This is a genomic window from Acinetobacter sp. H1(2024), assembly GCF_046557555.1.
In the GTDB taxonomy this organism is placed as follows: Bacteria; Pseudomonadota; Gammaproteobacteria; order Pseudomonadales; family Moraxellaceae; genus Acinetobacter; species Acinetobacter seifertii.
In genome coordinates, this window is record NZ_JBKGFO010000006.1 from 76,419 (window position 1) to 98,572 (window position 22,154).

The 22,154-nt window shown below is 38.7% G+C and carries 23 protein-coding genes; 16 read left to right on the forward strand and 7 right to left on the reverse strand.

The window, feature by feature from the left end; translation table 11 throughout:
* Nucleotides 1-94: 94 nt before the first annotated feature.
* On the reverse strand, nt 95-1,567 hold the full coding sequence (gene betB, locus ACLCEG_RS15415; RefSeq protein ID WP_151684678.1) for a betaine-aldehyde dehydrogenase: 1,473 nt from the start codon (nt 1,565-1,567) through the stop codon (nt 95-97).
* Nucleotides 1,560-2,183, reverse strand: a complete 624-nt coding sequence (gene betI / locus ACLCEG_RS15420) for a transcriptional regulator BetI (RefSeq protein WP_004703204.1) — start codon at nt 2,181-2,183, stop codon at nt 1,560-1,562. The genes betB and betI overlap by 8 nt, the downstream gene beginning before the upstream one ends.
* 264 nt (nt 2,184-2,447) lie before the next feature.
* On the opposite strand from betI, the gene ACLCEG_RS15425 reads away from it, so the two are divergent.
* The 4 genes from ACLCEG_RS15425 to ACLCEG_RS15440 all read left to right on the forward strand — a co-directional run bounded on the left by ACLCEG_RS15425 (nt 2,448) and on the right by ACLCEG_RS15440 (nt 7,652).
* Nucleotides 2,448-4,070, forward strand: coding sequence for a BCCT family transporter (locus ACLCEG_RS15425; RefSeq protein WP_410568192.1), 1,623 nt, complete (start codon nt 2,448-2,450; stop codon nt 4,068-4,070).
* 115 nt (nt 4,071-4,185) lie between these two features.
* Nucleotides 4,186-6,252: a choline transporter gene (locus ACLCEG_RS15430; RefSeq protein ID WP_191105584.1), complete on the forward strand. Its 2,067-nt coding sequence runs from the start codon at nt 4,186-4,188 to the stop codon at nt 6,250-6,252.
* A gap of 11 nt (nt 6,253-6,263) precedes the next feature.
* Nucleotides 6,264-6,878, forward strand: a complete 615-nt coding sequence (locus ACLCEG_RS15435) for a MarC family protein (protein WP_410568194.1) — start codon at nt 6,264-6,266, stop codon at nt 6,876-6,878.
* 258 nt (nt 6,879-7,136) lie between these two features.
* Nucleotides 7,137-7,652, forward strand: a complete 516-nt coding sequence (locus tag ACLCEG_RS15440) for an acyl-CoA thioesterase (protein WP_004703199.1) — start codon at nt 7,137-7,139, stop codon at nt 7,650-7,652.
* A 128-nt stretch (nt 7,653-7,780) separates the two neighbouring features.
* Here the strand turns inward: ACLCEG_RS15440 and ACLCEG_RS15445 are convergent, their stop codons facing one another.
* Nucleotides 7,781-7,975, reverse strand: coding sequence for a hypothetical protein (locus tag ACLCEG_RS15445; protein ID WP_049065214.1), 195 nt, complete (start codon nt 7,973-7,975; stop codon nt 7,781-7,783).
* Nucleotides 7,976-8,475: 500 nt separating this feature from the next.
* Here ACLCEG_RS15445 and ACLCEG_RS15450 point away from each other — a divergent pair, with 500 nt between their 5' ends.
* Nucleotides 8,476-9,474, forward strand: coding sequence for a CobW family GTP-binding protein (locus tag ACLCEG_RS15450; RefSeq protein WP_410568196.1), 999 nt, complete (start codon nt 8,476-8,478; stop codon nt 9,472-9,474).
* A 42-nt stretch (nt 9,475-9,516) separates the two neighbouring features.
* Here ACLCEG_RS15450 and dctA read toward each other — a convergent pair whose 3' ends face one another.
* Complete coding sequence (dctA, locus tag ACLCEG_RS15455; RefSeq protein WP_039254131.1) at nt 9,517-10,779, reverse strand: C4-dicarboxylate transporter DctA; 1,263 nt, start codon at nt 10,777-10,779, stop codon at nt 9,517-9,519.
* A gap of 190 nt (nt 10,780-10,969) precedes the next feature.
* Between dctA and ACLCEG_RS15460 the strand changes: the two genes are divergently transcribed.
* The 5 genes from ACLCEG_RS15460 to pgaD all read left to right on the forward strand — a co-directional run bounded on the left by ACLCEG_RS15460 (nt 10,970) and on the right by pgaD (nt 15,936).
* Nucleotides 10,970-11,500: a YaeQ family protein gene (locus ACLCEG_RS15460; protein WP_004703190.1), complete on the forward strand. Its 531-nt coding sequence runs from the start codon at nt 10,970-10,972 to the stop codon at nt 11,498-11,500.
* 87 nt (nt 11,501-11,587) lie between these two features.
* Nucleotides 11,588-11,929, forward strand: coding sequence for an FKBP-type peptidyl-prolyl cis-trans isomerase (locus ACLCEG_RS15465; protein WP_212511810.1), 342 nt, complete (start codon nt 11,588-11,590; stop codon nt 11,927-11,929).
* A gap of 236 nt (nt 11,930-12,165) precedes the next feature.
* On the forward strand, nt 12,166-14,160 hold the full coding sequence (pgaB, locus tag ACLCEG_RS15470; protein WP_077170080.1) for a poly-beta-1,6-N-acetyl-D-glucosamine N-deacetylase PgaB: 1,995 nt from the start codon (nt 12,166-12,168) through the stop codon (nt 14,158-14,160).
* 13 nt (nt 14,161-14,173) lie between these two features.
* Complete coding sequence (gene pgaC, locus ACLCEG_RS15475; protein WP_004703185.1) at nt 14,174-15,430, forward strand: poly-beta-1,6-N-acetyl-D-glucosamine synthase; 1,257 nt, start codon at nt 14,174-14,176, stop codon at nt 15,428-15,430.
* Between the two features lie 86 nt (nt 15,431-15,516).
* On the forward strand, nt 15,517-15,936 hold the full coding sequence (gene pgaD, locus ACLCEG_RS15480; RefSeq protein ID WP_004703183.1) for a poly-beta-1,6-N-acetyl-D-glucosamine biosynthesis protein PgaD: 420 nt from the start codon (nt 15,517-15,519) through the stop codon (nt 15,934-15,936).
* Between the two features lie 107 nt (nt 15,937-16,043).
* Here pgaD and ACLCEG_RS15485 read toward each other — a convergent pair whose 3' ends face one another.
* Both ACLCEG_RS15485 and ACLCEG_RS15490 read right to left on the reverse strand, forming a co-directional pair.
* Entirely contained in the window at nt 16,044-16,832 is a 789-nt protein-coding gene (locus ACLCEG_RS15485; protein ID WP_410568198.1) for a crotonase/enoyl-CoA hydratase family protein, read from the reverse strand.
* 158 nt (nt 16,833-16,990) lie between these two features.
* Complete coding sequence (locus ACLCEG_RS15490) at nt 16,991-17,935, reverse strand: DMT family transporter (RefSeq protein ID WP_347913363.1); 945 nt, start codon at nt 17,933-17,935, stop codon at nt 16,991-16,993.
* A 407-nt stretch (nt 17,936-18,342) separates the two neighbouring features.
* On the opposite strand from ACLCEG_RS15490, the gene pnuC reads away from it, so the two are divergent.
* From pnuC to ACLCEG_RS15510, 4 genes are read left to right on the forward strand one after another with little or no spacing between them, the layout of a single operon-like run.
* Nucleotides 18,343-18,933 carry a nicotinamide riboside transporter PnuC gene (gene pnuC / locus ACLCEG_RS15495; RefSeq protein ID WP_134262887.1) on the forward strand — a complete coding sequence of 197 codons (591 nt, stop codon included), beginning with the start codon at nt 18,343-18,345 and terminating at the stop codon, nt 18,931-18,933.
* Between the two features lie 46 nt (nt 18,934-18,979).
* Nucleotides 18,980-19,579 carry a hypothetical protein gene (locus ACLCEG_RS15500; RefSeq protein ID WP_191105578.1) on the forward strand — a complete coding sequence of 200 codons (600 nt, stop codon included), beginning with the start codon at nt 18,980-18,982 and terminating at the stop codon, nt 19,577-19,579.
* A 21-nt stretch (nt 19,580-19,600) separates the two neighbouring features.
* Nucleotides 19,601-20,068, forward strand: coding sequence for a hypothetical protein (locus ACLCEG_RS15505; protein WP_191105577.1), 468 nt, complete (start codon nt 19,601-19,603; stop codon nt 20,066-20,068).
* A 22-nt stretch (nt 20,069-20,090) separates the two neighbouring features.
* On the forward strand, nt 20,091-20,390 hold the full coding sequence (locus ACLCEG_RS15510) for a hypothetical protein (protein ID WP_410568201.1): 300 nt from the start codon (nt 20,091-20,093) through the stop codon (nt 20,388-20,390).
* A gap of 44 nt (nt 20,391-20,434) precedes the next feature.
* Here ACLCEG_RS15510 and ACLCEG_RS15515 read toward each other — a convergent pair whose 3' ends face one another.
* The gene (locus ACLCEG_RS15515; protein WP_410568203.1) at nt 20,435-21,247 is read right to left on the reverse strand and encodes an IclR family transcriptional regulator; all 813 of its coding nucleotides are present in this window, start codon (nt 21,245-21,247) and stop codon (nt 20,435-20,437) included.
* 273 nt (nt 21,248-21,520) lie between these two features.
* On the opposite strand from ACLCEG_RS15515, the gene ACLCEG_RS15520 reads away from it, so the two are divergent.
* Nucleotides 21,521-21,826: a non-heme iron oxygenase ferredoxin subunit gene (locus ACLCEG_RS15520; RefSeq protein ID WP_000118513.1), complete on the forward strand. Its 306-nt coding sequence runs from the start codon at nt 21,521-21,523 to the stop codon at nt 21,824-21,826.
* Between the two features lie 27 nt (nt 21,827-21,853).
* Nucleotides 21,854-22,153: a recombinase-like helix-turn-helix domain-containing protein gene (locus ACLCEG_RS15525; protein ID WP_019456951.1), complete on the forward strand. Its 300-nt coding sequence runs from the start codon at nt 21,854-21,856 to the stop codon at nt 22,151-22,153.
* Nucleotide 22,154: the final 1 nt, after the last annotated feature.

Sequence of the window (22,154 nt, forward strand, 5' to 3'; positions counted from 1 at the left end):
GCTATCCTTTTTTTACTAACAGTTTGCCTGAGCAATCTATAAAGACTGCTCGGCATATGTGATTTAGGTTGAAGGTTTTAGAGCGATTGCGGCATTAAAAAATGCTTTGATAATCGCCAAGTTCAACTTGAATAGATTTGATACGGGTATAGTGCCCAAGTGTGGTTAAGCCATTTTCGCGGCCTACACCAGATTGCTTGTAGCCGCCGACTGGCATTTCGGCAGGCGATTCGCCCCACGTGTTAATCCAGCAAATACCAGCTTCAATTTGGTGAATAATGCGATGAGCGCGGCTAATATCTTGAGTGACAACGCCGGCAGCTAAACCAAAGGTGGTGTCGTTGGCACGACGGATGACTTCTTCTTCGGTTTCATAGCTTAAGATGCTCATGACAGGTCCAAAAATTTCTTCTTGAACAATCGCCATCTGGTCAGTGCAGTCGCTAAATACAGTTGGTAGTACATAAGCGCCTTTGGCAAGTTCGCCTTCTGTAGCACGACCACCACCGATTAATACTTTAGCGCCTTGTTGTTTGCCTGACTCAATGAAAGACAACACTTTTTCCATATGAGGGAAGCTAGTGAGCGGACCAAAGTTCGTGTCTTCAGCCATTGGGTCGCCAATGCGAATGCGTTTTACACGCTCTACAACCGCTTTTTCAAAGTCGGCTAAACGTGATTTTGGAACAAATACGCGCGTACCGTTGGTACATACTTGACCTGAGCTAAAGAAGTTCGCCATAACCGCGATATCTGCGGCACGGTTAAGATCAGCATCTTCACAAATAATGAGTGGTGACTTCCCACCAAGTTCCATGGTCACTTCTTTCAGTGTAGAGCCAGCAGCGCTTGCCATGACTTTTTTGCCGGTTTCCACACCACCCGTGAATGAGATTTTTTCAATCACAGGATGTTCAGTGAGCCATTGACCAATTTCACGACCTGCACCTTGCACCACGTTAAATACACCGTCTGGTAAGCCAGCTTCTGTATAGATTTCTGCAAGTTTAAATGCAGTAAGTGGGGTTGTTTCACTTGGCTTGAAAATCATGGCATTACCCGCAGCAAGAGCAGGGGCAGATTTCCATAAAGCAATTTGAATTGGATAGTTCCAGGCACCAATACCGGCAACCACGCCTAAAGGTTCACGGCGTGTATAAAAGAAACTTGATTCGCGAAGCGGAACTTGTTCACCCTGAATGGCTGTTGCAAGTCCTGCGTAATATTCGAGTACATCGGCACCAGTCACAATATCGACGGTAGATGTTTCGCTATAGGCTTTACCTGTGTCGAGTGTTTCAAGACGGGCAAGCTCATCATTACGTTCACGGAGAATGTCGACAGCACGACGTAAAATACGTGAACGCTCCATGGCAGTCATGGCAGCCCAGATTTTTTGTCCTTGTTGGGCACTTTTTACAGCAGCTTCAATATCTTGTTCAGATGCCTGTTGAAGAGTCGCGATTGTCTCGCCATTGGCAGGGTTAATACTATTAAATGTTTTACCACTGGTTGCTTCAACGTAGCGTCCATGGATATACAGTTGATAAGCTTGTACATCACTCATTTTGTCTCTCCTGCAAAGGCTTGTTCGCAAATTGCAATTGCGTTTTTACATAATCGTAAGCAATAGAACGGGCCAGTTCGCTGTCAAATTCGTTATGACGGCTTAAACTGCCGCGTAGCCATAATCCATCAATCAATGCTGCCAACCCTCTTGCGGCAACACTGGCCTGTTGTTCATCTATTAACTTGAGGAAATAAAACTTCAAGTTAGAGTACAGGCGTTGATCATTAATCTTTTGCAAACGGCTCAGGTCCGGTACATGCATACTTGCAGACCAAAAGTCTAACCAGACCCGCATTGCTTTTTCATTTACCTGACTAATGTCAAAGTTAGAGTCAATAATTGCCTTAATTTGGCTTTCCGGATGCGAATCTGCTTCTGCTCTGTATTGTTCGGTTTTCCGACGCAAAACATTTAGCATTTCTTGCATACAAGTATTTATTAACCCTTGTTTGTCGCCAAAATAGTGGCTAACAATACCGGTCGACAGCTCGGCTTTTTTTGCAATTTGTGCAATGGTGGTATTGGATAACCCCACTTCATAAATTACGTCGAGTGCAGCGTTCATAATCTCTTCACGGCGCACATGCTCTGGTTTTACTCTGCGTTTTGTCATGATTTTCCACATCAGCACTTTTATGGGTGCTTTAAATTCAGCATGTTAACTTGCAGAGCATCATAGCACTTTTTTTATCATACTTTTTATTGATTGAACGTTCAATCAATAAAAAGTATGATGTGTAAAAATCAATGAATTTTTGAATCTGACTTCGGGGAAGAAGAGATAGAATCGAAAATTCTTACGGATAGGATGATGCGCATAAGTCCAGTACTTATCACGTTATTTTAGAAAAATACACCGATTGCAAGGAGCAATAAGATGGTGTTGAAAAGTGATAAATATTCTTCAGACCATATTCGGTTAAATCGTTTCGTATTTTGGAGTTCGGCAGTCAGTATCGGTATTTTTGGCCTGTTATTTGTACTGTTTCCGCAAAAAAGTCAGTTTTGGCTGACCTATGTACAAGAGCAAGTAAACCACTTTTTCGGGTGGTATTACATGTTGGTGATTGTGCTGTGTTTAGGCTTTGTTGCGTGGCTTGCCTTTTCAAAAGTAGGGCAGATTCCTTTAGGAAAAGACCACGACAAACCTGAGTTTGGCTATTTGGCTTGGACCTCAATGCTGTTTTCGGCAGGTATTGGTATCGCACTACTTTATTATGGTGTTGCTGAACCTGTTGACCATTTTCTAAGACCACCAGAAGGTGAGGCAGGAACAATTCAAGCTGCTCGAAACGCCATGACCTATAGCTTTTTGCACTGGGGTATTCATGGTTGGGTGCTTTACGCCTTGCTTGGCGTGACATTAGGTTACTTTGCTTTTAGACAAAATTTACCACTCGCGCTACGCTCGGCGCTCTATCCAATTTTCGGAGAACGAGTTCATGGCTTGGTGGGTGATTTTGTCGATGGCTTTGGTATTTTAGCAACCGTCATTTCGCTCGTGACTAATTTAGGTATAGGCGCTTTAGTATTAGTTTCAGGCATTTGTTATTTAATTCCTGAAATACCGCATAGCTCTGCAACCTTAATTACAGCTGTTCTCGTCATGATGAGTGTTGCGACCATTACAACAGTGGTCGGCATTGAAAAAGGCTTGGCATGGTTATCGCGTATTAATTTGCATTTGCTCTATGCTTTACTTTTATTTGTATTTTTAACAGGGCCAACTAACCATTTGTTAAATGGCCTTGTGCAAAATGTCGGTGATTACCTTAATAATTTTATGGGTAAAAGCTTTGATATGTATTTATACAATCAAAAAGCCAGTGGTTGGTTGGGTTCATGGACTGTGTTTTATTGGGCATGGTGGATTGCTTGGGCACCTTTTGTAGGAATGTTTATTGCCCGAATTTCCAAAGGTCGAACCATTCGTGAAGTGGTGTTAGGTGTATGTCTGATTCCACTCGGCTTTACACTGGCTTGGATTTCAGTTTTTGGAAACACTGCAATTTACTTAATTCTCAATCAAAAACATAAAGTTTTAGGAGATATGGTTTTAAGTGATCCAGCGTTGTCATTATTTAAATTACTCGAATATCTCCCGTTTAATCCGTACATTGCGGGGATTGTTGTTGTAATTTGTTTCGTTTTATTTTTGACCCCTGTTGGCTCTGGTACACTAATGATCGCCAATTTGTCCTCGAAAGGGGGCACCAGTGATAGTGATTCACCGATCTGGTTACGCATCTTTTGGTCTGTGGTCATCACCATTGTCAGTATCGGTTTACTCTTAGCCGGTAGTTTCAACTCCATGCAAAGTGCAGTGGTGTTATGTGGTTTACCATTTTCTGTAATTATTTTGCTTTATATGTTTGGTCTAGCCAAAGCCTTAAAGCAAGATGATTTTGACCCGAATGTTGCGAAAAAGCAGTTAGCTATTTCAAAAGACATTTCTATTCCATCGAATTGTGACCAGAACAAAGTAACCGAGGTTTTATAATCTTGGTTCATCACATTTATTTATATTTTTGCGTTCAAAGCAGTCTTTTCATTATGGTTAAATAGTGAAAAGACTAAATTGAATATTTTATTTTCTTCTATTCCTTGAGGATTGTATGGCAACAGATAATCCAAGAGCAGTTGATGATTTAACATTATCTAAATCTAAAAAAGACCCGCTTAATCGTGTGGTTTTTTATATTTCAGCTCTAATTATTTTAATCTTTTCTCTCGTTACTTTTTTGTTTAACGATTTTGCAAATCGAACAATTAACACCGTACTTGCGTGGGTAACGTCAACTTTCGGCTGGTATTACTTACTGGCTGCAACACTGTATATGGTGTTTGTTATTTTCATTGCCTGTTCCAGATATGGTGAAATTAAGCTTGGGCCTAAACACTCAAAGCCTGAGTTTAGTCTACTGAGTTGGTCTGCCATGCTGTTTTCGGCAGGCATTGGTATCGATTTAATGTTCTTCTCGGTGGCCGAGCCATTATCTCATTATATGCAGCCGCCTGTTGGCGTAGGCCAGACCTATGAAGCTGCACGCCAAAGTATGGTGTGGACGCTATTTCACTATGGTTTGACCGGATGGTGTATGTATGCCTTGATTGGTATGGCACTTGGCTATTTCAGTTATCGCTATAACTTACCGCTGACCATTCGTTCTGCGCTTTACCCAATTTTCGGGAACAGAATTAATGGGGCAATTGGCCATAGTGTGGATACTGCCGCAGTCATCGGGACAATTTTTGGTATTGCGACCACCTGCGGGATTGGCGTGGTACAGCTGAACTATGGTTTACATGTTTTATTAGGACTGCCAGAGAATATCTGGATGCAGTTTGCGCTGATTGCCATTGCAGTCGGTATTAGTATTATTTCAGTGACATCTGGGGTGAATAAGGGCCTTCGGATTTTGTCTGAAATCAATATTTATGTATCAATTGGTCTTTTGCTGTTTATTTTGTTCTTAGGTAATACCGAGTTTTTACTTAATGCTTTGGTACAAAATATTGGCGACTATTTAACTCGATTCCCGACCTTAGCACTTCAAAGTTTTGCTTTTGAGCAACCTAAAGATTGGATGAGCAGTTGGACCTTGTTCTTCTGGGCATGGTGGATTGCTTGGTCTCCATTTGTAGGACTCTTTTTGGCACGTATCTCAAGAGGGCGTACTATTCGGGAGTTCGTGTGCGGGACTTTAATTATTCCTTTATTATTTACCTTAACGTGGTTATCCATTTTTGGTAATAGCGCCTTACACAGCGTAATTTTTGAAGGTAACCAAACTTTAGCTGCAACGGTATTATCCAATCCGGCACATGGTTTTTATGACCTGTTAGCGCAGTATCCAGGTTTTACCTTCATTGCTTCAATTGCGACGGTGACGGGGCTTTTATTCTATGTGACTTCTGCCGATTCGGGTGCATTGGTTTTGGGTAACTTCACGACCAAGCTCACGCATATTGATAATGATGCACCACGTTGGTTAAGTGTGTTCTGGGCAATTGCCATTGGCTTATTAACTCTTGCTATGCTGATGACCAACGGGATTACTGCTTTGCAAAATGCCACCATTATTATGGGACTACCGTTTAGTTTCGTAATGTTCCTTGTGATGGCAGGGCTTTATAAGTCACTCAGACTTGAGGACTACAGGCATGCTAGTCGAAGTATGAATGCAGCACCCGTGGTAGGTAACGTCGATATTCTGAACTGGAAAAAGCGTTTGACCCGAGTGATGCACCATCCGGGAACGACTGAAACTAAACGTATGTTAGATGATGTTTGTTATCCGGCGGTTCAAGCCGTGGCTGATGAGCTGATTAAGCAAGGCATGAATGTCGATGTACAGCAAACGCCTCTTGAAGATGAAGAAGCGCTTTATCACCTCGATATCACCATTCATTTGGAAGAAGAGCAAAACTTCGTTTATCAGATCTGGCCAGTTCGTTATACCGCGCCTAACTTTAGTCAGCGTGTAAAACGAGGCAAGCAGTTCTATTACCGTCTCGAAACCTATCTTTATGAAGGTTCTCAAGACAACGACCTTGTTGGTTACAGTAAAGAACAGGTCATTAATGACATTTTAGATAAATATGAAAGACATATGACCTTCTTGCATATCAATCGTATTAGCCCTGGAAACCGACCATTGTTCCCAGATCCACAAGCTTAAGAGGAAAATGCATGGCTTCTCCTTATCTACATTCTTTTGCTTTATTTTTCTCATTGCTCAATCCATTTTTAATGAGCATTTATATGATTGGCCTAATCCGCCATTCAGAAGCTAAGGTGTTTAATAAAGCACTGATTCAGGGAAGTTTGATTGCTTTTATTGTATTCATGCTGTTTGCATGGGGCGGTGAAACAATTTTTAGTAAATATCTGAATGTATGTTTTGAAGCCTTTCAGATTTTTGGCGGCCTTATCTTTTTGGTGATTGGCTATCGTTATGTGTTTCAGGGTGCCGATACCATTGGTGAAATGCGCGGTGCTCCTGAGCATTTAGCTGGAACCATCGCTATGCCATTTATGATTGGGCCAGGTACTATTAGTGCCGCTGTAGTCACAGGCATAGAAATGTCAATTGGTGAAGCAGCTCTAGTGATTGCCTTTACGTTATTTTTAACCTGTAGTATTTTGATTTTGATGAAATTTTCACATGATCATTTACGCTATAAACATGCCAAACATATTGACCGCTATTTTGATATTGTCGGGCGTTTATCAGCGTTATTAATCGGTACGATCGCTATTGATATGATTATCAATGGTGTGACAGGTGTAATTAATAAAGTTTAGCAAGTATCGGTCAACATCGTGCTATGTCATTTAATATCGAAAAATGGCATAGCACTTTTTTTATTATTTTTAATTTCTCAATCAATTTTTATTTAAGAAAAACTAAAAAATAATTAAAAATAATAGATTAAAAAAGCTTCGTTCAAAAAAAGAATAAACAATATTAAAAAATACGATGCTATGTTGTGGATTTAAGCATGTTTTTTTTGTGAATTATCAACCATAATGTTTCTGAGCTTGTTTGGACAGAGTTGAGTCATGCCTACATTAGATGAAATGACAACCGTAACTGATGATCAGTCAGAATTAACCATGTCAGTTTTAATGACCCCTGATATGGCAAATTTTTCAGGTAATGTTCATGGTGGAACAATTCTTAAGCTGTTAGACCAAGTCGCCTATGCTTGTGCAAGCCGTTATTCGGGCAGCTATGTGGTCACTTTGTCTGTAGATAAAGTGAATTTTAAAGAACCGATTTATGTAGGCGAGTTAGTTACCTTCTTGGCAAGTGTGAACCATGTAGGCCGTACTTCAATGGAAGTTGGTATTCGTGTTGAAGCACAAAATATTCAAAAGCGCACCGTTCGCCATACCAATAGCTGTTATTTCACAATGGTTTCTGTTGATGAGCATGGGAAACCACGCGAAGTTCCTCAATTGAAGCTAGATACCGAGTGGAAACGCTGTCGATTTGAAGCGGCAGAGCATCGTAAGGTGTTGCGCCTACAAGAAAATCATAATCCTTCTTGTAGCATGTATAAGAAAACCTCTTAATCAGATCGAATTAAAAAAAGATCGAACCGCAGCATGGTTCGATCTTTTTTTTCATCACTGAAACTTAACGTCCTGTTTCATTTCAGTAAAATTATCTCTGAGCTTGGAGGAGAGTACAGAGATAATAATTATTGAGCAGCAGGAGCGGCTTCAGAAGCTGAACCTACAGCTTCAGATGCAGCATTTGCAGTGTTGGCTTGTTCTTGAGTTGAAACTACAACTTTGTCTTCTGGAGCATGAACCTTGTCATGTTTAGAAGCAGCGAAAGTTGAAGCAGCAGTTAAAGCTAGAGTAGTAGCAAGTAAAGTTTTAGCTAATTTCATTTTATGGCATCCTTAAAATTCATTAAACAATAAATTAAACCTAATCGTTCTTACCAACATGAAACCTGTATGGCTGAATGATTAAGCTAGGACACATGCTAAGCCGAGCTTTGGATTGCATCAATTAACTTAACAATCTATTACGGCTATCTTAACAATATGAAATATACGGGCCGTTTATGTGCGTCTACTGTAAAATTACCGCGCTGGTTGAACGTTTAAAATGTGAAAAAATATTTCATGTTGAATAAAAAAAAGTCAGGTTGGTTACGTAAACAAAACACTCTGGTATGAATGATGAATGCCTTAAAATAGAATATTCCGTTTGATAATAAATTATTTAAAGTAAATTTAGATAAACAACGAGACTTACATCTCAAATTTAATATTTTCACCCACTTTTTAAAAATATGACGTCAAAAAGAAAAATCATTTTCATGCTACTTAAACAGTGATATACCTTTCCTAGTTTTTTTGAACCTTGTTGATTTGAGTTGCTTGTGAAACTAATTCCCCAAAAAACTGTTCCTACCCATATTATTTCAGGATTTTTAGGGGCAGGGAAAACCACATTATTACAGCATTTATTAAGTCAAAAACCCAAAGATGAAGTGTGGGCGGTCTTAATGAATGAGTTTGGGCAAATTGGGGTAGATCAACAACTTTTACCGCAAGAACAAGGCTATGCCGTAAAAGAATTATTAGGTGGGTGTTTATGTTGTAGTAGCCAACTCCCCATGCATATTGCTTTGGCTCGTTTGCTAAGTGAACAAAAACCAGACCGACTCTTTATTGAACCTACAGGGCTTGGACATCCTTCGCAACTGTTTGATCAGTTAACAGAACCTCATTGGCAAAACAGCTTGGCTATGCGTGCATTAGTCACTGTTGTCGATGGTAGCCGTTTGCATGACACCAATTGGGTTAAGCATAATCTTTATGAAGATCAGTTGAAAGCTGCCCAGATTGTTGTGGTTTCTCATGCTGATACGATGTCTTTTGAAGATGAACAAGCATTAGACCAATTGAAACAAGAGTATCAACCTTATCAACAACAATGGTTAACGACAGAGCATGGTCAACTCGAACTAGCACAAATTGATGTGGCTGCTCGTTTAACCGCACGCTCTATACAACCTTTACTTAAGCTTCAAAAGCAGATGAGTGAAGCTGAAGTAGCAAAAGAAATTCGTCAATTGCCTTATCACTATGTTGAGTCAGCGCAGGGATATACTGTTGCAGGCTGGAAATTACCTAAGCGTTGGAAATTCGAATTTTATGCTTTGCTCGATTTACTCTGCGCACAGCAAGACTGGCTGCGTATTAAGGGAATTTTTCATACAGATCAGGGGTGGAAGACCTTTAACTTTAATCCTGAACAGTTTAATTATAAGTCTGGTCAAGAAGGCATTGATAACCGTATTGAAATCATTAGCCAACATGAACATGACTGGCTGGCATTTGAAACTGAGTTATTAACTTGTAGAATTGATGAATAGAGAACATTGAAAAGATAGCTCAATGTTCTCAAAAATCTTCATCTATTTTTTTATGTCGAGTACAGCTTTAGCTTGGGCATGATCAATATCTTTTTCCCAATGGGCAATGACTACGGTCGCAACACAGTTACCAATTAAGTTGGTACAGGCACGAATAATCCCAATAAACCAATCTACAGACAGTAAAAGTACTAGGCCAATTGCAGGTAAGCTTGGAATAACTGAAAGTGTAGCCGCAAGAATAACTAAAGCTGACCCCGGAATACCATGCGCACCTTTAGAGGTAATCAGTGAAACCAGTAAAATAGCTAACAAGTCATGCATGGAGAGATCGATATTGCAGGCCTGCGCAATAAAAATCACTCCTAATGTTAAATAAATGGAAAAACCATCTAAGTTAAAAGAATAACCGGTTGGAATGACTAGACCGACTGTTGAGTCTTTTATGCCTAGGTTCTTAAGCTTCTTCATGACTTGAGGAAGAACTGAGTCGGAAGAGGCAGTACCTAAAACAATGGCAAGTTCATCTTTAAAATAGCCTACAAATTTGAAAATGTTCAGGCCAGCAAGCTTTAGAATTAAACCTAGAACAATGACAACAAATAAAATGCAGGTTGCATAAAAGAGTAAAACTAAATAACCGAGTTGCAGGAGTGAGTCTGATCCAAATTTTGCAGTGGTATAGGCAACTGAACCGAATACCCCAATTGGAGCTAAGCGAATGATTAGCCCCATAATTTTAAAGAAGACTTCAGAGAAAGCTTCAAGTGCCTGACGTACTAGCTCTGCTAAATGTTTAGGAATTAAAAGTAGCGATACGCCAAATAAAATCGCGATGAGTAAAACTTGTAAAATATCGCCGTTGGCAAAAGCGCTAGTAAATGTTTTTGGAATAATATTAAGAAGAAAATCTGAACCTGTATGCATGTCGTGAGCACGTTCGGTATAAGTACTTAAATCTTTAGCATCTAAATGGCTAATATCAATATTCATACCGACGCCCGGTTTAAAGACATAAGCAACAATAATTCCCAAAATTAAAGCAATACTTGTGACTACTTCAAAATAGAGAATCGTTTTTGCACCGACTTTGCCCATTTTTTTAATATCGTTTGCACCATAAATTCCCAGTACTACGACACAAAATACAATTGGTGCAATCAACATTTTAATCAGTGAAATAAAACCATCACCAAGGGGTTTTAAAGCTAGAGAGAAGTCATGAAAAGCAAGTCCTACTGCAATACCGAGGAAGAGAGCGCAGAGAACTTGTAGGAATAAACTACGTTTAAGTTTTTGCCACATAAGTCATCAAATCAAAAGAGAGGAATACAAACCCTTCAAAGCAAAAAGCCCGCCAACTTGGAAAGCGCTTGGATGTTTTGGAAGAAGATGCAAATTTAGAGTGAAAGAAGTTTTGTGTTACTGCGTTTTTTCTATAATTTTTTAATTGAAATCGAGTATTCTTAGCGCCAAATTTTTGGACATATTAACCATGGCGCTTAAAGCAACAATTTATAAGGCAGACTTGAATATTGCCAATATGGATGACCATATCTATGGCGATTATCAATTGACGCTTGCATTGCATCCTTCAGAAACTTTAGAACGGTTAATGGTTCGTGTTATGGCATTTGCACGTTTTGCAAGTGACAGTCTTGAATTTACTAAAGACCTTTTTGAAACTGATGAGCCTGCACTTTGGCAAAAAGATTTAACAGGTCAGTTAGAAAATTGGATTGAAGTCGGTTTACCTTCTGAAGATAAAGTGAAAAAAGCCAGTGCACGTTGTAAAGCTGTAGCAATTGTTGCGTATGGTTCACAGGTCGAAGACTGGTGGAAGAGAAACAGTAAAATTAAAACATTAAGTAATGTCCAAGTTTGGCAAATTGCACCTGAAAGTACAGCAGAGTTAGAACAGCTTTGTGAACGTACGATGCAGTTACAGTTAAACGTTATGGACAACGAGTGGACTTTACTGGGCGAGAATGGCCAAGCAAATGTAGTGTGGACCCAATTACAGTAAAATTGGAAAGCGCAACAAAATTTACAAAACTAGTTGCTAGACTAAAGATTGAGTCTGGGCTGTGAATTTAAATGAAACGGAAATGTTATGATCACTGAATTAGAAATTATCGATTTAAAAGTAGGCGAAGGTAAGGAAGCGGTTAAAGGTGCCTTAATTACCACTCACTATACAGGTTGGTTAGAAGACGGTACTCAATTCGACTCTTCAATTGACCGCGGAAATTATTTCGAATGCGTCATTGGAACAGGCCGTGTGATTAAAGGTTGGGACCAAGGCATCATGGGAATGAAAGTTGGCGGAAAACGTAAACTTATTGTTCCTGCGCATTTAGCTTATGGGGAACGCAAAATGGGCAAAGTTATTCCGGCGAACTCAAATTTGATTTTTGAAATTGAGTTATTTGACGTAAAAACTCGCGATGAATGAAATCAAAATTTTACCGTTTGATTTTTTTATATAAGCTTTAAATATGAATATATTCGTTATTTATATTTTAGCTTTTTGAATATTTAAGATTATTTTCAGTTTATTTGATTATAAAGGTGAACTGAAAAACTGTTCATTTTGGGCAGTTTAAACTTAAGGGCTAAATAGACGTCGGTTTTAGTTCTTAAGTTTAAATTTCACATAAATAATCTATATTGCTATTGAGACGCTATTTCATGATTACCCGCTTTGCATCTCCTTTGTTGAATCTAACGCTTGGCTTGGCTTTAGCAGGCTTGTCAGGTATGGCATTAGCTGCTCCTCCTAAAATAGATGCTTCAGAACTTACTGTTATTGGCTATCATGAAATTACCGATACTAAGAATGCCTTAATTCCTCAATATGCGGTGACTACGAAACAATTTAGTGAGCATATCGATTGGCTGCAAAAAAACGGTTTCCATTTTATTACTGTAGATCAGCTAATTCGTGCTCATCAGGGTAAAGTTGCACTGCCAAGCAAACCGGTTTTATTAACTGTAGATGATGGTTATCAGACTTTTTATCAAAATGCTTATCCAGTGATTAAGGCTAAGAAAATACCAGTAGTACTTGCTGTTGTTGGTTCATGGTTAGAGCCAAAAGAAAATCAGAAGGTAGATTTTTCTGGTGAAGAAATTTCACGTGATAAAATCTTAAGCTGGCCTGAACTTAAAGAGATGCAAGATAGCGGTTTTGTTGAAATTGCAAGCCATAGCTATCACTTACACCGTGGTATTAATGGTAATCCACAAGGAAACTCTGAACCTGCGGCAACTACACGTTTTTATGATGATAAAACTAAAACATATGAAAACGACAGCCAGTATCAGGCTCGAATCTATAATGATTTAAAAAAGAATAATCAGTTGCTCAAACAACATGGTATACGTTCGCCACGTATTATGGTTTGGCCATACGGTCGCTACAATATGCAAACGGTCCAGATTGCTAAAAAGCTTGGTATGCCAATTACCATCACACTTGATGATGGGGCAGATCATGCTAAACAGTCTCTACAGAATATGAGCCGTATTTTGGTAGAAGGCGGAATGAGTACCAATGATTTGGCTCAAGAGATTAAAAACCGTGAATTAAACTTAACGGATAACAATCGCCCGCAAAAAATTATGCATGTTGATCTGGACTATATTTATGATCCAGATCCGAAACAACAAGAGCGTAATTTAGGTAATCTACTCGACCGTATTAATGCGATGGGCGTAAACACGGTTTATTTACAAGCTTTCTCTGATGCAGATGCTAATGGTTCTGCCGATATGGTATACTTCCCAAATCGACATATTCCTATGCGTGCTGATTTATTCAACCGTGTTGCATGGCAAATTCAAACACGTACGCCTGTAAGCCGTATTTATGCGTGGATGCCTTTATTGGCATGGGAACTACCAAAAACTGATCCTGTATCAAAAGACTTGGTTGTAACCCAGCAGGATAAAACGAGTGAGCATCTCAATATGGGATACATTCGTTTAAGCCCTTTTTCACCTGAAGCGCGTCAAACTATCCGTGAAATATATGAAGATTTAGCGAAGTCATCGTCTTTCAATGGAATTTTATTCCATGACGATGTGACTCTGTCTGATTATGAAGATGCAAGCCCAGATGCCTTAAAAGCTTATGCGAAACAAGGTTTACCAACAGACTTGGCAAAAATTCGTGCAAATGACGAAGATTTGCAGAAGTGGACTGCATATAAAACAAGATATTTAGATGATTTTGCGATGGAGCTTGTTGGTGAGGTTCGTCAGTATGAGCCATTCCTGCTTACAGCACGTAATTTATATGCACAAGTGGCTTTAAAACCATATGCGGAAAATTGGTACTCTCAGTCACTTGAAGAGTCATTAAACCGTTATGATTTTACTGCTATTATGGCGATGCCTTATATGGAGCAAGTGAAGAACCAAGATCAATTCTATAAAGATATGGTTGATCGTGTGAAACAGTATCCAAATGGCATTAAGAAAACAGTTTTTGAGCTACAAGCAACGAACTGGCGTAATAACGAAAAGGTACCTTCAACTGAAATGGCTGCGACAATTCACTCTCTCTATGAACAAGGTGCAATGCATGTTGCATATTACCCAGATGACCCAATTAAAGATCATCCGGACGTGAACGTGATGCATAAAGCATTTGCTGAAAAGTCATCTCGTCTTGTGCCGTAGACGAGGCTGAAACATGACAATCTTTGCTGCAATATGGTCGCAGGCTCTAAAGTTCGTTTTTTATTATCCATTGTTTATGTCATATCTATGGATGATTGGTGCGATCATTTTCTATTGGAAAGAACGTAAGGCTCCACCTTACGATCAACCGGCTCCATTAGAAAGCTATCCGAAAGTTGCTGTACTTATTCCTTGCTTTAACGAAGGTGATAATGCAGAGGAAACCATTAGTCACGCTTTAAAATTGGATTACCCTAATTTTGAAGTCATTGCGATTAACGATGGTAGTTCGGATAATACGGGTGAAGTCCTAGATCGTTTAGCTGAACAATACGAAAAACTTCGTGTTGTTCACCTTGCACAAAACCAAGGTAAAGCAATGGGCTTACAGGCTGGTAGCCTCATGACCGATGCCGAGTTTTTAATTGGTATCGATGGGGATGCTTTGCTTGACCCGCATGCAGCAAAATGGATGATTCGTCATTTTCTTCAGAATCCAACAGTTGCAGCCGTAACTGGAAACCCACGTATTCGTACGCGTTCAACTTTGTTAGGACGTATTCAAGTCGGTGAGTTTTCTTCGATTGTGGGAATGATTAAACGTGCGCAGCGTACATTTGGTCGTTTGTTTACGGTGTCTGGTGTAATTACGGCTTTCCGTAAAAGTGCTGTTCACCAAGTCGATTATTGGTCACCAAATATGTTGACCGAAGACATCGATATTACTTGGAAATTGCAACGTGCAGGCTGGGACATTCGTTTTGAACCGAATGCCTTGGTCTGGATTTTAATGCCTGAAACATTAAACGGATTGTGGAAACAGCGTTTACGTTGGGCAATGGGTGGGGCACAGGTATTAATTAAAAATATTGATGTGTTCACCAAACCAAAACTGAATTTTTTATGGCCTTTAATGTTTGAGCTTTGCTTAACTTTAGTCTGGTCATATTTAATGCTGGCAATGGCTTTATTGTGGTTGGTACATTTTATTTTCCCAGTCCCTGCATTAGCCGTTGTGAGTTCCCCATTTTTACCGTATGGTACAGGTATTTTATTGGGGGCAACCTGTCTAATTCAGTTTGCTTTAAGCAAATGGATGGATAGTCGTTATGAACCGAATCTAGGAAAAAACTATTTCTGGATGATTTGGTATCCATTGGTCTTTTGGCTAATCACCATTTCGGCAACCATTGTGGCATTTCCAAAAGTCTTACGACGTGGAGATGAGAAACGAGCACGTTGGGTGAGCCCGGATCGGGGCATTCGTTAGATGAAATGCAAGAGTCATGAGATTTTAAAGATCGTGCTGTATTGATGTCTGGGGAAAACCGCAGCACTTCGTTAGGTAAAAGAGAAATGAAGACAAATTCGTTGATTATTGATTTACGTCGTCAATTACCGTGGCACAAGCGCTATGTTTCTACAACAAGCACAGCCATGATGTGGGGCGGTTGGTTGTTGTTGTGGCGTCCGTTCGTGTTTGTATGGCTATTGGTTGAACTACAAAAAACACATTTGGTACACCGTTTATTTAGTGCCTTTGGTGTGGGAATTGAGCATGGCTTTACAGCACTCATTGCTTGTGCAATTGGTTTGTTGCTATGGAGCCATATTTTGCCTGAACGCCGTGTGGGTGGTGATGAACTTGACATGAAGCAGACAGATGATTATGCACGCTACTTTGATTTACCTGAGCAAGAAATTGAGCAGGGACGTAGCCAAAAAATTACGATAGTTCACCACGATGAATTTGGTAAAATTGTTAGAGTTGAATAAGCCAAATTAATTCAAGAAAGCCCACATCATGTGGGCTTTCTTTTTATATATGTTTTTAGAGAGTAATAAGTTTTAAATCTTGAAGGGTGTGTGTGTCTGAGTAGTCTTTATTTACCTTTGAAAACAGGTGGACGCTTTTGTAGCATGGCAAAGACACCTTCTTGAACATCTTCTGTGGTTAGCAAAGGCTGTAAATGAGTTTGCAATTGATCAAAAGCAACCTCATAGCCTTCATTAATGGCTTCGCGTGCAGAGGCAAGAGTGGCTTTTACAGCAAGTGGGGCCGCTTGGGAAATATGTTCAGCAAGTTCTATTGCTCGGTTAAGCTCCGTCCCTTCAGGACATATTTCTGTAATCAGGTTCATATCAAATGCTGCTTTTGCATCAAAAGGGTCACCTGTAAGTAAATATCGCATCGCTTTGGCCCAGCCAGCAGCTTGAGTAAAGCGAGCAGTCGCGCCGCCAAAAGGTAAGATGCCACGTTGGACTTCAATTTGCGCAAATTGAGTATTTTCACTTGCAATTGCAAGATCTGCATTAAGAAATAGTTCGATACCCGCGGTATAACAGTAGCCCTGTACAGCTACAATTAATGGTTTACTCAGTTTTCGGCCAACTGTACCCCATGGGTTAATTTCTTCATCATTAAAATCGAACACGCCTGTAGCAAGCTTAGGTTGTAACTCAACCAAATCTAAACCCGCCGTAAAATGGTCGCCATGAGCAAAAATAATCGCACAGCGCAGAGCATCATTATTTTCATATTCTGTAAGCGCTAGAGATAAATCTTTAATGAGGTGGCTATCAAAGGCATTGCGTTTTGCTGCCCGATCTAAACCAATTAAAAAAATATGTCCTCGAGTTTCACGGCTGACTTTTCCTTCTTGATTTGACATATTGTCGCGCTCTTTATTTGTGTTTCATTATCTTTTAAACAATCATTTAAAAACGATCAAATACAATTTGTTGATGACTTGGTAAGTGAAAATAAAAGCATGCTGTCAATACTCGTCAAAAGTCAACCTGACGTATAGATGTATCAGGTTGAGCAAGATTATGCAGAGCGCCTTGAATACATTAATAGCCCTAGACATAACAGGATTAAACCTAAAACAAGATGTGAGCTAAGTTGTTCATGGTTGAACCATGTTCCCCAAAAGGTGGCTAAAACAGGGGTGATAATTGTAATAAGTAGTACCGTAGTCGGTTGGAGTACCTTAATGAGTTGATAATAAAAAATCATGGCAAGTACAGAAGAAAAGACAGCACTATAGAAGACCGCTAGTGAAATTTTCAGACTTGGAAGTTCAGTTGGAAGATGTGACCAGAAGAAAGGCAATAAGCATGCGTAACCTACCCACGAGACAAGGCTAGAACCCGTCATTTGTATAATGGGGTGAATATGCGCTCCGACAGATTTTACGGCAAAAGTCGACAATACATAAAACAGCATAGCGATTAGCTCTAGCATAATACCAATACTGTTGAGCTGAAAACCTGATGAAGATAGCCCTAATGTAAAACTCATCCCGACAAGCGCAATACCGAGACCAAGCCACTGCCATGATGAAAAACGCTCACGCCCTAATACAAAAGAACTGACAAGCCCAGATACTAACGGAGAGGTGCCGTAAATAATTGAAATAATGGCTGATGGAACTTTATCTGCACCCATGTAGCAAAAAGCCATGGAACCAAATAAACCAATGGCTCCTGCACAGTAGCTTAAAACCGCTTTTTTACTAAAGATCAGTTTTAAACGGAAAAACTTTAGACATAGTAAAGCAATCGGAATAGCGATGCTAAAGCGAAGGAATAATCCCCATGCCCAGTGAAGTTCTTGTACTGTCCATACGGCGGCGAGTGGTGTAAGCGACCAAATAACAATGACCGCAATAAATTGGCCGGCTGTAGCGAGTCGAGTCGGAGATGAAGGTAATGCTACAGCCGGCTGAATCTGCGGGCTGGACGTACTCTGTTGTTCAAATAAAGGCTTCATATAAAGCTCCATAAAGTAATGTTTTGTAGGATGAACGGACATAAAAAAAGCCGCTTTTTATGGCGGCTTTTTAAGAAAAATCAGAGAAAATATTATGTAAGTAACTTCTTGATGTTTTTATTCAAAGCGCCAGATTGTCCGAAATAAGGACGTCGGCAATTGACCACACAGAGCATCATCTCTGAGGCGTGGAATTGACGCGCTAGACAATAATGGGCTTTAGATAAAAACATGATAAGTATATTAAAAATATAGATGATATTTTTATAACATATAAATAGAAAAGTGCAAATTAGATTCAAGCGTGGGATATAGATTTTGTTGAATACGTTAAATTAGTTGTTTGCTTAGGCCCATATTTTTCTCATAATACCTCGTCAAATTGATCTCAATAAGCAGCTGCTCTTATGTCACCTCTAGAAATCTTTGCGGTCTTAATTAGTCTAATTGGAGTCGGATTAACTGTAATTCGCAATATGTGGTGCTGGCTGTTTAATTTCTTTGCCTTTGTTCTATACGCCTATTTGTTTTACGAATTTAAACTTTATGGTGAAACGATTTTGCAGTTCTTTTTTATGGCTGTAAATTTTTATGGTTTTTACTATTGGCTCAAAGGAAAGCAGCAAGATCACGACATTCGAATTGAACCTATCGCAGTTCAAACCGCGATTATCCAAATGATCATTGCTGCGATAGGCGGCTTACTGTTTGGTTTGATACTTAAAAACTTTACTGATGCAGCAGTGCCTATGCTCGACTCGCAGCTTGCCGCATTTAGTTTGCTTGCAACTTATTGGACGAGTCGAAAACATATTGCGACTTGGATACTTTGGGTATTTGTCGACATTATTTATGTGGGTATGTTTATTTATAAAGATCTATTTTTAACTTCAGCCTTATATGCAGCCTTTGTATTAATGGCAGCTTATGGTTGGTATCAATGGGAAAAGGTTAAAAGAAAGCAGGTTGATCATATAGATCTTAAAAAAACTATTTAATGTATGAGAAAATATTAAAACAATAATCCTGTTTGGAAACTATTTGATGACTCATACTTTAAAAAAACTTTTATTTTGTTTATTTCTTTTTTCTGGTTATGCAAATGCTCAGGTTAATGCTATTCCTTTAAACCAGCTCAGTAAATTACCTGATTCATGTCAGAAAGATGAACCTGTTGAAAATAATAAATTAGTTATACAGACGGCACAGATAAAAATACAAAGCTATTCTTGCTTTAAGCCTGATATAGCTGATGCGCTAGGCTATAATGTATTTGCTATTCATTTAGATAAAAATAAAACCTATTATTTTAAAGCGCAAACTCAGGATATATCCTCAATAGCAGGCCAGACTATACATAAAATTGATTCCGAAACTTTTGCAATAGACAACTATCAAGAGCGTGGCGGAAATTTCATTATTTTTTGGATAGCGAATTGGTCAAATATTTATACACAAGATATTTCTTATTATACGGATGATGAAACTTCCATAGATAGCTTTATTAAAGACAGACAGATTTATTTACAGAAGAAAAAATATTTGGATAATACCAAAATTAAAAAAGTTGGATCTCCCTTAATCATTATGAAAGACAAACAAAAAGGTTTGATTATTAATAAGACTAAGGCGCAAAACTTTTAAATCATTAATTTCTGGATTTTTATGAAAAATTTAACTCATATATTTTTATTTTGTATTGGCTTTTTAGTAGCAACGACCTCTTATGCGCAAGTAAATATTAAACCTTTATGGCATGGTAAAGTATTGAACAGTTTTGATATTCCTTTAAATAACCTGAAAAAGCCAAAGCAGGTTATTAAAGGTGAGGCTGATGAATGCAATGGTGGTTATTTTCCAGATCAATGGGTATATGACGATGGAGTGGTACTCTCTACGGGTTCTATAGATAAGGTATATGTAAGCCAGCAAAATGGTCTAAAGTATGGTCCCCGATTATTTAATCATTTAACTTCTGAGAATGAGTTTAAAAAGTTTTTTGGTAAGCAGATAGTTATGTCTGAAAATCATACTTACTCTATCTTTCCTTGGAAAGGGAGTAATGATGGCTTACATTTTCATTTCCGTAATGGAAAACTACATTACTATACGCATTCTATTGATGACTGCTAGTAATTAACTTTTAAGAATAACCATGATCCTGAATTTAGTCATATATAAACAGCAACAGTTTGATGCAGTGGCCCAAAAAATTATGGCTGAACCAACAAAATATATAGATTTTAATTCAGTATCAGATTTCTATAAGGCTGCATGGCTCAAAGATTTTCCACAAGGCACTCAGGTCTCTGTGACAGGTTTAGATGATGGAGCCGAAGAGTTTTATGCAGTAGTACGGTTTAAACAGCAGTATTTAAAATTTGATATTAAAGAAAGCCATTCGACACTGAGTTTTCAGGACATGAATGGTGAAATTTTTAAGCGTAATTTTTAATTGATGAAATAAAAGTACAAAAAAGCGACTTAACGTCGCTTTTTTTAATAAATAAATTTTGAAATTTTATCTGCCGTTGCGATGACCAGAGCGGCGATATCTTCTTTAAAGGTTTTTTCATCATAAGTGGTAATTGGACAGCTCACCGAAAGGATCGCCACCATTTTTCCATTAGATTGTTTGAAAATAGGAGCACCACAAGCAGCCATATCATGATTGTAATGACCCCAGCTCACCATCGATTTTTGGGTTTTTACATAATTTAGTTTTTGTAAGAGTGCTTTCAAGTTAGTTGGGGTAAGTTCTGAGAAACTATCCCACTCATTGAAATTACGATAGCGTTGTCGTACTTCTGCCTCTGGTAAATCTGACAATAACATTTGACCAATAACGGTAGCATGGGCTGGCCAGCGAGTACCTAAACTAATATTGCTGGTAAAAGTACCCATTGATTGAACGTTATTTACAAAAACAATATGTGTACCTTCCAAAACAGTCAGATGTACTGCGAGTTTGGTCTGATCACGTAGTTCTTTCATTAAAGGAGTGGATAAGTCGAGTAATGAAAGCTTCGATAAACTGTTAAAACCAAGCTCCATAACTTTTGAGTCAAGCGCATAAGTTTTTTGGGATGCTTTCCTTAAATAGCCACAAGCTTCGAGTGTATAAATAAGACGAAATGCACTAGAACGGTTCACTTCCAAAATTTCGGCAATTTCTGTAATCGTCATTTCTTGTGCTTGTTGATTGAATGCTTGCAAGATGGCTAAACCACGCACAAGCCCTGGTACTAAATATCGATCATCATTTTTTGTCGTTTCTGATTCTTGCAAATCTTCTTCAATCTCTAGGCTCATTTGTGTTGTTTTCCTATAAATAAAAAAGGGTTCGAATTGGGGCATTATGCTTTATTTTAGAACTATTGTAATTATAAAGATCGCATAAAACATTTTTTATATTTAAAACAAAGTTTTCTTTTTGAAACGTAACAAATTATTTAAAATGAATTAATACAGTGATTTTTATCATTATTTTTACTTTGACAAAAATTAACCAAGAGTATTATTCTTTGCTTGTGTTTTGAAAATGAAATTAAGTTTTGTATATAAAACAAAATGAGGACGCAAAGTATGAGTTGGATCTCAGTTTGTCAGCAGGGTGACGTTAGCGAAGATGAGCCGAAGGCTATCGAAGTTGAAGGAAAAAAAATTGGCGTATTTTTTGTCGATGAAAATTACTTCGCTATCGAAAATGTTTGCCCTCATGCGTATGCCTTATTAACCGAAGGATTTATCGAAGATCAAACTGTTGAATGTCCATTGCACGAAGCAATTTTTGACATTCAGACAGGTGAGCTAAAAAGTGGGCCCGGGTGTAGAAACCTATGTACGTACCCAGTTCGTGTTGAAGGACAGGATATTCAAATTCAACTCTAGTCCTCACATGTACAAGGAAGCAGAACAATGAAGACATTTAATGAAAAGTTAGCAAGCTGGATTCATGCAACGCCAGCAACCGAAGCAGGTATCAACAATATTCAAATTCCTGGTCAATCTGAATTGTTGGTTTGGCAGACACGTTATAAAGAACCGACTCTCTACGAGCAAGATTTTGTAAAGAACTTGATTCAAGCATTCTCTGCGGGTGCAACAGCGCTAGATGATGTTGTTTCTGCACTTAATCAACAGGGTTTCCGCTGTGAATCTGGTGATGAATGGACTTCTGCAAGCTTTACAGAAGAAATGCAACGTTTAGGTTATTGAT